The 11930-nt window shown below is 49.0% G+C and carries 6 protein-coding genes; 1 reads left to right on the top strand and 5 read right to left on the bottom strand.

Translation table 11 applies throughout. The annotated features are described in order from the left end of the window. Window positions 1-77: 77 nt before the first annotated feature. Together ATH33_RS07085 and ATH33_RS07080 are read right to left on the bottom strand one after the other, a co-directional pair. Complete coding sequence (locus ATH33_RS07085; RefSeq protein WP_037997262.1) at window positions 78-2426, bottom strand: hypothetical protein; 2349 nt, start codon at window positions 2424-2426, stop codon at window positions 78-80. 147 nt (window positions 2427-2573) lie between these two features. Next, complete coding sequence (locus ATH33_RS07080) at window positions 2574-3917, bottom strand: amino acid permease (RefSeq protein ID WP_037997265.1); 1344 nt, start codon at window positions 3915-3917, stop codon at window positions 2574-2576. A gap of 419 nt (window positions 3918-4336) precedes the next feature. On the opposite strand from ATH33_RS07080, the gene ATH33_RS07075 reads away from it, so the two are divergent. Then, the gene (locus ATH33_RS07075; RefSeq protein ID WP_037997268.1) at window positions 4337-5719 is read left to right on the top strand and encodes an MDR family MFS transporter; all 1383 of its coding nucleotides are present in this window, start codon (window positions 4337-4339) and stop codon (window positions 5717-5719) included. Window positions 5720-5768: 49 nt separating this feature from the next. On the opposite strand, the gene ATH33_RS07070 is transcribed toward ATH33_RS07075, so the two are convergent. The 3 genes from ATH33_RS07070 to pyc all read right to left on the bottom strand — a co-directional run bounded on the left by ATH33_RS07070 (window position 5769) and on the right by pyc (window position 11905). Continuing rightward, on the bottom strand, window positions 5769-7049 hold the full coding sequence (locus tag ATH33_RS07070) for a glutamate-5-semialdehyde dehydrogenase (protein ID WP_231855189.1): 1281 nt from the start codon (window positions 7047-7049) through the stop codon (window positions 5769-5771). After that, complete coding sequence (gene proB / locus ATH33_RS07065; RefSeq protein ID WP_037997270.1) at window positions 7046-8155, bottom strand: glutamate 5-kinase; 1110 nt, start codon at window positions 8153-8155, stop codon at window positions 7046-7048. The genes ATH33_RS07070 and proB overlap by 4 nt, the downstream gene beginning before the upstream one ends. A 312-nt stretch (window positions 8156-8467) precedes the next feature. Further along, window positions 8468-11905 carry a pyruvate carboxylase gene (gene pyc / locus ATH33_RS07060; protein ID WP_062843183.1) on the bottom strand — a complete coding sequence of 1146 codons (3438 nt, stop codon included), beginning with the start codon at window positions 11903-11905 and terminating at the stop codon, window positions 8468-8470. Between the last annotated feature and the right edge of the window lie 25 nt (window positions 11906-11930).

The raw sequence follows: 11930 nt of genomic DNA, 5'->3' as shown, positions 1-11930 counted from the left end.
TCACACTTTCTAATTCTGATTCTTTGATCCATACCCCAAACAGACACCATAAAATATTAACATATTTTTTCTCAATTTTATTGAACAGGAATCCACTTTTTCTCCTGCCAGACCAACAGAACGGACGGCTTGTCGGGAGACAGGGTGATGCCGCGCCCCTTGCCCCCCGCAATGTTGTCCGAAAACACCGTAAACGTATCCGGAGAGGACGAAACCAATTTTAACCGCTGCCCCTCCACAATCCCGTCCGGAATCCCCCGGGCGCAGGAGTTTTTGATTTTTCCTGAAAACCAAATGGTCTCCCCGTCTCCTTTTAACAAACAGTCGGTTAAAGACAGCGCCCAATTTTTTTTCAGCGAACAAAACGCCCCCCTTTGATCCGACACAATGCGGGCAATCTTTCCCTGCAGCACCGAACCTTGGACCGGCTGCGGCCTGGACTGCATCAATCCGGCTTTGCCGGAACGCACCACCTTCAATCCGTCCAACACAAATTGTTCGTAACTGCCCCGCCCGTTTCCTTCAAACAACCAGGAATCGATTTGATCCAACTTCAAATCATAAAGAAACACCCTTTTTCCCTCACCGTCATTGATCAAAAAGCCGGTACGGCAATTTCGCAAACAGATGTCGCGAAACACCATTTTCCCCGGGTATTCCTGCTCCGGAACGGCCGACGGGAAGGCGATCAACACCCCCCGCCTCAATCCTTCGCCTGTCACGTGCTTGACCAAAAGGTCATTGCCGACAGGGAGTAACCGAATCGCCCCGTTGTCCTGAAGAGCCGTGGGGTTTTCGCCATTTCCGCACATCGCCTTAAAATGCATGATTTTCCCGGTCGCCGGCGCTTTCAGCCAAATGCCGAATCCATAGCAAACGGGATCGGCGAGACGGCGTGTGCGTTGCCATTCGCAATGGAGAATCCGGATATTGTGATGCTTCAAAGAGAAAGGATCTTTCACCCCTTGGGCTTCCGCAACAAATCCCGACGAACCGGAGTCGACGGACCGACAGTGGATAAACGTGATATCCGAACACCAGCCGTTATGCGAGATCATGAATGAAGCCCCTTTTCCTTTTTCGTCCACCACATTCTCCACCCATGCATCAAAAGTCCCTTCTAAATCCACACTGTGGCGCATCCGCCGGGTATATCCGTTCCGGACCACAATCTTCCGGTTTCCGCCGTAGAATTGGATCCCGTAACCTTGACCGGATCCCACCACCTGCGGATCCCTCAAATCAAAATCCTCCACGGTCACATCCATGCTGCGCTGCACTTGAATGGCCGATTCCGCCCCTCTTTCCCCTTTCAATCCCCGGACGAAAAACCCATGCATATTGAAGGCCAAAATACCAAACCCTTTACTGGAACCTTCTTTTAAGCGATAACAAAAATTTTCCACGCAGACGGACCGGAGCGGGTTGATCTTGTAAACATTTTTTTGGCCGGAAGCACGCTTGGGGAGGCGGACCCGGTCTTTCAAGACCATCCGGGTCACTGCGCTTTTAAAGGATACCCCTTTTACCCAAAGCGTACCGCAATCCCCCGGCTTTAACGCATGGACGGAAACAATCACCCGCGCCGCTGCCGCACCGGAAGGCGCCTTCAGATTCCCGTTCACGATTCTCTGCCAATGTAACGGGTCAAATTCCTTCACTTTTGAGCGGGAAAGAAATTGATCCCGTCTGTCATACCAAGCAACATAACAGCTTCCCGTGACCGACCGGCTTGTCTTCACCCGGCAAATCAACTGCAAATTATACCGTTCGCCTTCCTGGATCCCGAAAACCTTCTGTTCGAAGGAAACATATCCCGGTTCCGTCACCGGTTTTAATTCCATTTTTAAAGCAGATTCCCCGGGATCCCAGGCAAAAGAAGCATTCCTGCCCAACGTGCTTTGGTGATTCCAAACCGGACCGGCCCAACTTTTTTCATTCAGGCCGTCCTGGAGCAATTCTTGTTCTGACGGATGAATGCTTTTGATTTCATGGATTTCCACATTCACATTTTTTTGACCGTCCGACCATCTCGTGGAATCATCTGTCAATGCAATCATGTCTCCGGCTTTGATATCCCACGGGGTTTGCAAAATCCAAAAACTCCGGTCCCCTCTTTTCAGGTCATGGGCGAGGCAATAATCATGGTAACCCGTCCCGCCCTCCCATTTCAAAATATAAGGGGCATTGACGTGCACAGGTTCCACGACCGCCTTTTTGTCAAAACAGATGGAAATCGGTTTGCGAATGCAAATCTCCTCCAAAAAATAACGGCCGGGCGGAACCATGAGCCGGGATCCGGAAGGCATTGCATGAATGGCCCGCCGAAATCTCCCGATATCATCGGTTTCATCGGGAAGGCGGGGGAAATCCTCCAAATGATAGCAATTTTCAGATGATTTCTGAATTACTCGGGGCTCAGGCAATCGGTTCACCTCCATCTTTGTTCGTTTCCCTTTTTATTCCATTCTCCACCGGTTCTTCCGGATCCTATCTTTCCGCTTCAAACAAAAAGAGCAGGTCATGCCAAAATTCGGCATCACCCGCTATAAATTATGAAAGTCTGATTCCGCTTATTCCTGTTTTTTCGCTTTCCGCCATCTCTGAAGCCCGTAAAAGACGCTTAAAATCATCACCCAAAACACCCCGATATAAATCGCGTATTTCCACGCCGGATGCAAAAACATGGTGATGAATACCAAAAGCAGCACGACAAACCCAATGGTGGCAACCGGTGAAAAACGTGCCGTTTTTAACCATTGATAGCGGAAATAGGTTAAAAAGATGATCATCCAAGTGAAGATCCCGCCGAAAATCGCGATGCCAAACAACGTTTGATAGGCTTTCGCGTCCGTCACATTGAGCAAGATGGCAATCATCAGTCCAAAGGACGAAATGATCAATGCCGGGACCGGCACTCCTTTTCGGGTGACCTTCCCCAACTTTTCGGGCGCAAACTCACTTTTGGCCAACGAAAACATCATCCGCGTACAAGCATACAAATTGGCATTCATGGTCGACAAAGCGGCCGTCAACACAATAAAATTCATCAAGCCGGCGGCATAGGGAATGTTCAAAAGCTGCAACATCTTAACAAACGGGCTTTGTTCCAACTGTTCCCCGCCAATTTGTTGCCAGGGAATCAAAGCCAGCATCACGGCCATGGACAGCAAATAAAAAAGAATCAATCGAAGTGCCATCCATTTCATGGTTTTGGACAAGGCCCGACGGGGTTCTTTGGCTTCTCCAGCCGTGACGGCAACAATTTCTGTTCCCATGAAACTGAAGGAGGCCATCACCATTCCCATCCAAATCCCAAACCATCCCTGAGGAGCAAATTGTCCGTCACCGGCCAGCCGGTTCATGCTTTCAGCCGGTTCAGCAAAAATGAGTAGCAACCCCAAAACAATAAAGACCGACAATGCGGTCACCTTGACCGTGGAAAACCCGAATTCAAACATGCCGAAATTTTTGACGGACAAGGCATTGATCAAAATAATCATCAGTGAAAAAGCAACCACAAAGATCCACCGGGGCACTTCGGGAAACCAATACTGCATGTAAATCCCGACAGCCGTCGCTTCGCCTCCGATGGCAATGGCATTGGCCGCCCAATACGTATACCGGACCAGATAACCCAACCACGGATGGAGATATTTCTCGGCATGAATCCCGAATGATCCCGTCGTCGGATGTTCCATGGACAATTTTGCAAGACAAAACACCATCATAAACACGATTACAGAAATAAGAGCATAACTCACAATGACACCAGGTCCGGCATAATGAATGGCCAAACTGGAACCGATAAACAGTCCGGTGCCGATGGCGCTTCCCAGGCCGATCATCGTCAACTGCCCGGGCGTCAACTCTCTCTGCAACACATCTTCCTTCGCTCCGACTGGTTCTCTGCTCATACTCTCCTCAACCACCTGTCTCTTCTTTGATCAACTCAACAATTCAAAAACTGTATGAATAAATTCTAATAAAAAATGAATACAAACTCAACCAAATCCGAAACCGCCAAATTCCCGCGAAATTATGTTTGAAAATATTCTATTTTATTAATAAATTGTTTTTATATAATAATATTATATATTTTATAGTCTAATCACCTAAATTATTTCAAAACAGGGTGTTAATAGAAAAATCGGCGAGCTATTTAAAAGGAACTTCAAAATTTATATATTGTAATTTTCAAAATAACCGTTAAGATGGAGATGGGATGTTTTCTTCCTGTTTTTGTTTTTACTAGTGTAGCATGAGCATCATTTTGTTGAACGATTGATCCCCGTCAAAGAGGTGGTGTCTCATTACAAACCATCAACCCGTTTTGATGTCGAGAAGAGAACGGCATCAACAAGAACGAATGCATCCAATGGTTCTGTTTCTTCTTTTTGGAACCGGTTTTACCAGAACTGCCTCTTTTATGAGCCTGCCATTTTTGGTGTTTTATTTAACCCATCACATCCAGTTTACCCCGATGCAGGTCGGGATCATCCTCGGAGTGATGGGATTGGGTGCGGCATTAGGGGGATTTGTTGGCGGTTATCTGTCTGACTTGTTTGGTCGCGGGTTTATTATCGTCATTTCTTTGGTTGCCTGGACCTTTTGTTTTTTCGGGTTCGTATTGGCACAGGGGTATGTCACGTTTATCCTGTTGAGCTTTTTCCACGGCTTGTGGCGCGCTTTTTTTGAACCCACTTCCCAAGCGTTAATGGCGGACTTAACCGTACAAAGAAAACGACTGAAAGTATTCAGTTACCGTTATATGGCCATCAATATCGGCATGGTGATCGGTCCTTTGCTGGGGACTTTTTTGTTCCAGTCGATCGGTCCTTACACCTTTGTCCTTACCGGTTTGTTATATGCTCTTTACTCCCTAATGCAAATCGGGTTTTTGCTCAAGTACAAGGAGAAAATCCGACATTCCAGGGATGAAGGCAAGGTTCAGTTGTCCGAATGCTTGCATCTCATGAGAAAAGACCAAACATTGGGATACTACATCATAGGCAGTATGATCTTTTACGGCATTTATGCACAATTGGAAACAAGCTTGCCGATGTTTCTGACCAACGAAATCGTGAACGGGGAACGAATCTATTCCTTCTTGTTAATGATCAATGCAGCCATTGTCATCTTGTTCCAGCCCTTTATCACCAACTGGGCGGAACAGAGAAACCCGTTGAGCAGTATTTTGCTGGGGGTCCTGCTGTTTTCCGCGGGATATGCCTCGCTTTCGCTGGGAGACCGGGAATTGATCTTTATCAGCGGAACCATTTTATTCACCATCGGGGAGATTTTCATTTTCCCGGTAAGCAGCCAAATGATTGACCAGTTGAGCAATGACCGGTTTCGCGGTGCCTATTACGGAGCCGCCAATCTGGCCCAGATCGGATTGAGTTGGGGGCCGTTGGTGGGCAGCTGGCTGTACAATCAAGTCGGGGCGCCGGTGATGTGGTGGATCATTGCGTTGATTGCCTTACATATTATTTGGTTCTATGCCGTCGGCTATCGCAAATACATGAAAAAACAGGGCATCGGCGTCATGTTGATCATATACAAAGTGCTCAACGACTTAAAATTAACGCCCATCCTCAAATTCTCGTTTAAAATCATTCCGATCATCTCGATTCTGACCGGACTTTTGTTTTGGGCGACACAACAGTATGGGGAAAAGCTGAGTTTTCTCCATCACTGGATGCTACCTAGTATGTAATCAAGAAGGGAATGGCAAAGCGGCAACGCTTGCCATTCCCTTTCTTTATTTATTCCCGGACCTGGCCGGTTCCCCGGATCACATACTTGTAACTGGTAAGCTCTTTCAATCCCATGGGGCCCCGTGCATGCAACTTCTGGGTGGAAATCCCCATTTCGGCGCCGAATCCAAACTCAGCCCCGTCGGTAAAACGGGTGGAAGCATTATGATACACGGCCGCCGCATCCACTTGTGTCAAAAAGGCATCCGCCGCTTTTTGATCTTCGGCAATGATGGCTTCGGAATGGCCCGTCCCAAACCGTTCAATGTGCCGGAGCGCTTCCCCGGTTCCCCGAACCACTTTCACAGCCAGGATCAAATCCAAAAACTCGGTGTCGTAATCTTCTTCTGCGGCCGGTTCGATTTTCAGCGAAGATTCATTTTGCAAAATGCGGCAGGTTTGTTCACATCCTTTCACCTGCACCCCCCGGGCCGCCAACTCCCGGGCCAAAAAAGGCAAAAATTCCTCCGCAATGCCCTGATCGACCAATAGGGTTTCCATGGCATTGCAAACCGAAGGCCGTTGGGTTTTGGCATTGACCACCACCGACCGGGCCATCTTTAAATCCGCGGAAGCATGCACATAGATGTGGCAATTTCCCACACCGGTTTCAATGACCGGCACATGGGCATTTTGCACGACCCGTTGAATCAATCCGGCTCCCCCGCGCGGAATCACCAAGTCGACCGATTCTTTGTCCCGGATCAAATAATCAATCGTGTCCCGCTCGGTCCGCTCAATCAATTGAATGGAATCAACCGGAATCTGTGTTTCCGCCAGCCCTTCACACATGACCCGAACCAGTGCCTGATTGGAGAAGATTGCTTCTTTCCCCCCGCGAAGGACAATGGCATTGCCGGCTTTCAATGCCAGACCGGCGGCATCCACGGTGACATTGGGACGTGATTCGTAAATGATGGCAATCACCCCGAACGGAACGCGCACTTTATCCACTTTCAATCCGTTCGGGCGGCAATGGGTTTCCATCACTTCGCCGACCGGATCGCTGCTTTGGACCAATACGTTCAGCCCCTCAATCATGTCGGCAAGGCGTTTCTCATTCAACAGCAGCCGGTCCTGTTTCGCTTTGGACAATCCGTTTTGGATGGCGGCATCCAAATCTTTTTGATTGGCTTCAAAAATCCGTTCCCGCATCTGCCACAATTTCTCGCCCATGCGCATCAATGCTTCGTTTTTTTCCCGGGCGGAAACCATCGTCAACTTCCGTGAAGCCTGTTTGGCTTTGCATGTTTTCTTTTTCACCATGTCTTGCAAATCAACCGTCATCATAAGACTAGCTCCTCCTCCTTCAAAATCACCATCATATCCCGGTGAACCACTTCATGAATCCGTTCATTCCCCTGATTCCAAGCTTTCCGTTCCAGCAAGAGATTGAGGTCGGCACTGGAAAAGCTGGAGATCCCTTTGCCGATAGAGCGGCCGGACGGATCGCAAATTTCCACGACGGCTCCTTCCAAAAAAGTTCCGCTGACACGGATCACTCCGCCCAACAGAAGGCTTTTGTTAAACCGGACCAGCGCCTCTTTCGCACCGGAATCCACCGTGATTTTCCCCTTGACACGGGTACTGAACGCCAACCATGATTTTTTGCTCGGCAAGCGGCTGTGCGGATGGAAACAGGTTCCCACTTTTTCCCCTTGCACAATTTTTCTTAATACATCCGGTTCTTTGCCGGACGCAATCACCACCTTCATTCCGGATTGGACCGCGATTTTGGCCGCGGTCATTTTGGTCCGCATTCCGCCGGTTCCCACGATGCTTCCGGAACCCCCGGCAATCTCTTCCAATTCCTTGGTGATGACATGCACTTCCTCAATTTTTTCGGCCTCGGGATCTTTTCGGGGATCTTTGGTATACAAACCGTCAATGTCTGTCAGCATCACCAAAAGGTCTGCTTGGGCCACAATGGCCACCAGACTGCTCAAAGTATCGTTATCCCCCACGCGAATTTCATCAACGGCCACCGTGTCATTTTCATTAACAATGGGTACAATCCCCTTTTTCAACAACGTTTCGATGGTATTGCGAATGTGAATAAACCGTTTCCGGTCTTCCAAATCCAAGCGTGTGAGCAACAATTGGGCCACCGGAAGACCATGTTGTTGAAAGTATTTCTGGTACGTATCCATGAGTGCGCTTTGGCCCACAGCGGCAGCCGCCTGCTTTTCCGGAATGGTAATCGAAGCCGGGGTCCATCCCAACCGTCCGATCCCGGCGGCAACCGCACCGGACGACACAAGGATCACTTCCATTCCTTGCCGGATCAGGGCGGCGATTTGCCCGACCAATGGATTGATTTTTTTCTCTGACAGGACGCCGCCTGCTTCCGTCAGGCTGCTGGAGCCGACTTTCACCACAACACGCTTTTTTCCCATGCTTCTTCCTCCCTCTAAACAAAAAAAGCCTTTCATCCCTGAAGGACGAAAGGCTTTTTCGCGGTACCACCTTCATTGATGCGTCCCACATCCACCGTAAGACGCATCCCCTTTACTGGATAACGGCCATGCCACCGAATCCGCTTTTCACGGATCGCTCCAGAGGCGGGACAATCCGGTTAAATGACGGGTTTTTCCAGCCGCGAAACCCGCTCTCTGTGCATCGCTCCGGATTGATTCACTCTGTCATCGCACTTTGATATGCAAGTTTTATACATTTATATACATGACATCCGGCCGGTTTGTCAATCTCTACTCCATTTCAATCAATAAGTCCCCGGTCTCGATGGCATCTCCATTTTTCACATGAATTTCCTTGACCACACCGTCAAACGGCGCCTGGATCGTCGTTTCCATCTTCATGGCCTCGGTGACGACAAGGTGTTCTCCTTTCTTCACCTTGTCCCCTTTCTCAACCAGGATTTTCACCACATGCCCCGGCATCGTGGCTCCCACATGGCCTTCCACATCCGGATCCGCTTTGCGGCGCGAATCGACCGTTGCTTTGGCTGACAAATCGCGAATGTTCACTTCACGCGGTTGTCCGTTTAATTCATAATACACCGTCCGTGTCCCGTCCGGAGCCAACGGCCCGACTGTAATCAATTTGACGATCAAGGTTTTACCCGTTTCGATCTCCACTTTGATCTCTTCCCCGTAACGGAGCCCGTAGAAAAACGTGGGTGTATCCAACACGGAGAGATCCCCGAATTCCTTGGTTTTCTTTTCTTTGTCCAAGAACACTTTCGGATACATGATGTAACTCATCACATCGTACTCATTGACCGTCCGGCCGGTTTTTTCTTCCAGCTCTTTTTGGACTTCCCCGAAATCAACCGGCTCCAACAATTCGCCCGGCCGGCAAGTGAAATATTCGCGGCCTTTTAAGATAATATCCCGCAACTTTTCCGGGAATCCCCCCGGCGGTTGTCCCAAATATCCTTGGAAAAACTGAATGACCGATTCCGGGAAGTCATAACGGTGGCCTTTTTCATAAACATCCTGTTCCGACAGGTTGTTTTGCACCATAAACAGGGCCATGTCCCCGACCACTTTGGAAGAAGGAGTGACTTTGACAATGTCTCCAAACATTTTGTTTACCGTGGCATAAGCTTTTTTCACTTCTTCCCAGCGATCGCCCAGACCGACCGCATTCGCCTGCTGGCGCAAGTTGGAATATTGTCCGCCCGGCATTTCATGAACATACACCTCGGCGGTCGGCGATTTGATGTCACTTTCAAAACCGGCATAATAAGCCCGCACATCTTCCCAGTAATCCGAGAGCTTTTGGATCTCCTGCAAATCCAATCCGGTTTCTCTCTTATCACCGCGCAATGCGGCAACCAAACCATTCAGGCTGGGCTGTGAAGTGAATCCGGACATGGAACTGATGGCGGTATCCACAATGTCCACCCCGGCTTCATAAGCCTTGATCAGCGTCGACATCTGCACCCCGCTGGTATCATGCGTATGCAAATGAATCGGAATGCCGATCTCTTCTTTTAATGCTTTGACCAGCTGATATGCCGCAAATGGTTTCAACAATCCGGCCATATCTTTGATCGCCAGGATTTGCGCCCCCGCTTTTTCCAACTCTTTGGCCAGATCCACATAATATTTCAGCGAGTATTTGTTGCGGGACGGATCCGTGATATCCCCGGTGTAACATATGGTCGCTTCGGCAACTTTCCCGGTTTCACGCACGGCATCGATTGCCACCCTCATGCCTTCAATCCAGTTTAAGCTGTCAAAAATCCGGAAAACGTCAATGCCGCTCTTTGCAGCCAGTTGCACAAACTTCCGGATCACATTATCGGGATAGTTGGTGTAACCCACCGCATTGGCGCCTCTGAACAGCATTTGAAATAAAATATTGGGAATCCGTTCACGAAGTAAGTGCAACCTTTCCCAAGGATCTTCATTTAAAAAGCGCATTGCCGTATCAAAAGTGGCTCCTCCCCACATCTCCAGCGAGAATAATCCCGGAGCCAGTTTTCCCGTCGCTTCAGCGATTTTTAACAAATCATAGGTGCGCATTCTGGTTGCAAACAAAGACTGATGGGCATCGCGAAAGGTCGTATCCGTCACTAAAAGGCGCTCGCTGTTTTTAATCCAGTCAATCAGTCCTTCGGCTCCCTGCTCGTCCAAAATTTGTTTCGTTCCGCACGGATATTCCCGGTCATAAGGAACAACGGGCACACGTGGTTCGGGAAAATTGGGCTTTTTGTCTTTGGGCAATCCCGGATACCCGTTGACAACCGTCTGACCGATATAATTCAATAATTTGGTTCCACGGTCTCTCCGCTTTGGAAACTCAAACAATTCCGGTGTTGTGTCAATGAACGAAGTATCATATTTCCCACTTAAAAACACCGGATGTTGCACCACATTTTCCATAAACGGAATATTGGTTTTCACTCCGCGAACCCGGAATTCCCTCAACGTGCGCAACATTTTTTGGGCTGCTTGTTCATAAGTCATCGCCCAAGAAGAAACTTTCACCAGCAAGGAATCATAGTGCGGTGTTATGACAGCCCCGGGATACGCGTTACCGGAATCCAAACGAATGCCAAATCCGCCTCCGGACCGGTACGCAAGCAATTTTCCCGTTTCCGGCAGGAAATCGCGCTCCGGATCCTCGGTGGTCACACGGCATTGAATCGCATACCCGCGGGTGGTGATTTCCGACTGCGCCGGCACGCCCACTTCCGGATCGGTTAAAGCATATCCTTCCGCAATCCGGATTTGGGATTGCACGATGTCCACACCGGTGATTAATTCCGTAATGGTGTGCTCCACCTGCACCCGCGGATTCACCTCGATAAAGTAAAACTTTTGATCGCCGGTGACCAAAAATTCAACCGTTCCGGCATTGATGTAACCGGCTTTTTTCATCAGGTTCAAAGCCGCTTCGCAAATCTGTTCGCGCAAATTCTCATCCAACGACACACTCGGCGCCACTTCAATCACTTTTTGATGGCGGCGTTGGATGGAACAATCCCGGTCATAAAGATGAATGACATTCCCGTAAGAGTCTGCCAAAATTTGCACTTCGATATGTTTCGGATTTTCCAAATATTTCTCGATATAAACCGCGGCATTTCCAAAAGCGGATTTCGCTTCGGACCGGGCACGTTCGACCGCGTCTTTCAATTCTTCCGCCTTGCGGACAATCCGCATCCCGCGGCCGCCTCCACCGGAAGCTGCTTTGATGATGACCGGAAATCCGTGCTTTTCTGTAAACTCTTGCGCTTCTTTTAGTGACTGAATCGGATCAGGGGTACCAGGAATGACCGGAATCCCGGCTTTAACAGCCATGTCACGGGCTTCCACCTTATCGCCAAACATTTTGATATGCTCCGGGGACGGACCGATAAATACAATCCCCTCTTCTTCGCACCGTTTGGCAAATTCGGTATTTTCCGCCAAAAAGCCGTAACCGGGATGAATAGCATCCACATCATGGCGTTTTGCTACTTCCAAAATGGCATCAATATCCAAATACGCTTCAATCGGGCCTTTTCCCTCGCCGATCAGATAAGCTTCATCCGCTTTGTAACGATGGAGGGATAAGCTGTCCTGCTCGGTGTAGACAGCGACCGTGCGAATCCCCAGTTCGGTGCAAGCGCGAAAAATCCGGGTAGCAATTTCGCCACGATTGGCTACTAAAACTTTCGAAAAATGCTTCATACCTGTACTCCTTTCGCGAAAAAAA

The organism is Thermoactinomyces vulgaris (assembly GCF_003688725.1).
Lineage (GTDB): Bacteria > Bacillota > Bacilli > Thermoactinomycetales > Thermoactinomycetaceae > Thermoactinomyces > Thermoactinomyces vulgaris.
This window is presented reverse-complemented; position numbering and strand designations above follow the sequence as displayed.

Coding starts and splice junctions, on each gene's coding strand:
- proB (WP_037997270.1), bottom strand. CDS start 8,155: ATGGGAAAAAAGCGTGTTGTGGTGAAAGTCGGCTCCAGCAGCCTGACG.
- ATH33_RS07070 (WP_231855189.1), bottom strand. CDS start 7,049: ATGATGACGGTTGATTTGCAAGACATGGTGAAAAAGAAAACATGCAAA.
- pyc (WP_062843183.1), bottom strand. CDS start 11,905: ATGAAGCATTTTTCGAAAGTTTTAGTAGCCAATCGTGGCGAAATTGCT.
- ATH33_RS07080 (WP_037997265.1), bottom strand. CDS start 3,917: ATGAGCAGAGAACCAGTCGGAGCGAAGGAAGATGTGTTGCAGAGAGAG.
- ATH33_RS07075 (WP_037997268.1), top strand. CDS start 4,337: ATGTCGAGAAGAGAACGGCATCAACAAGAACGAATGCATCCAATGGTT.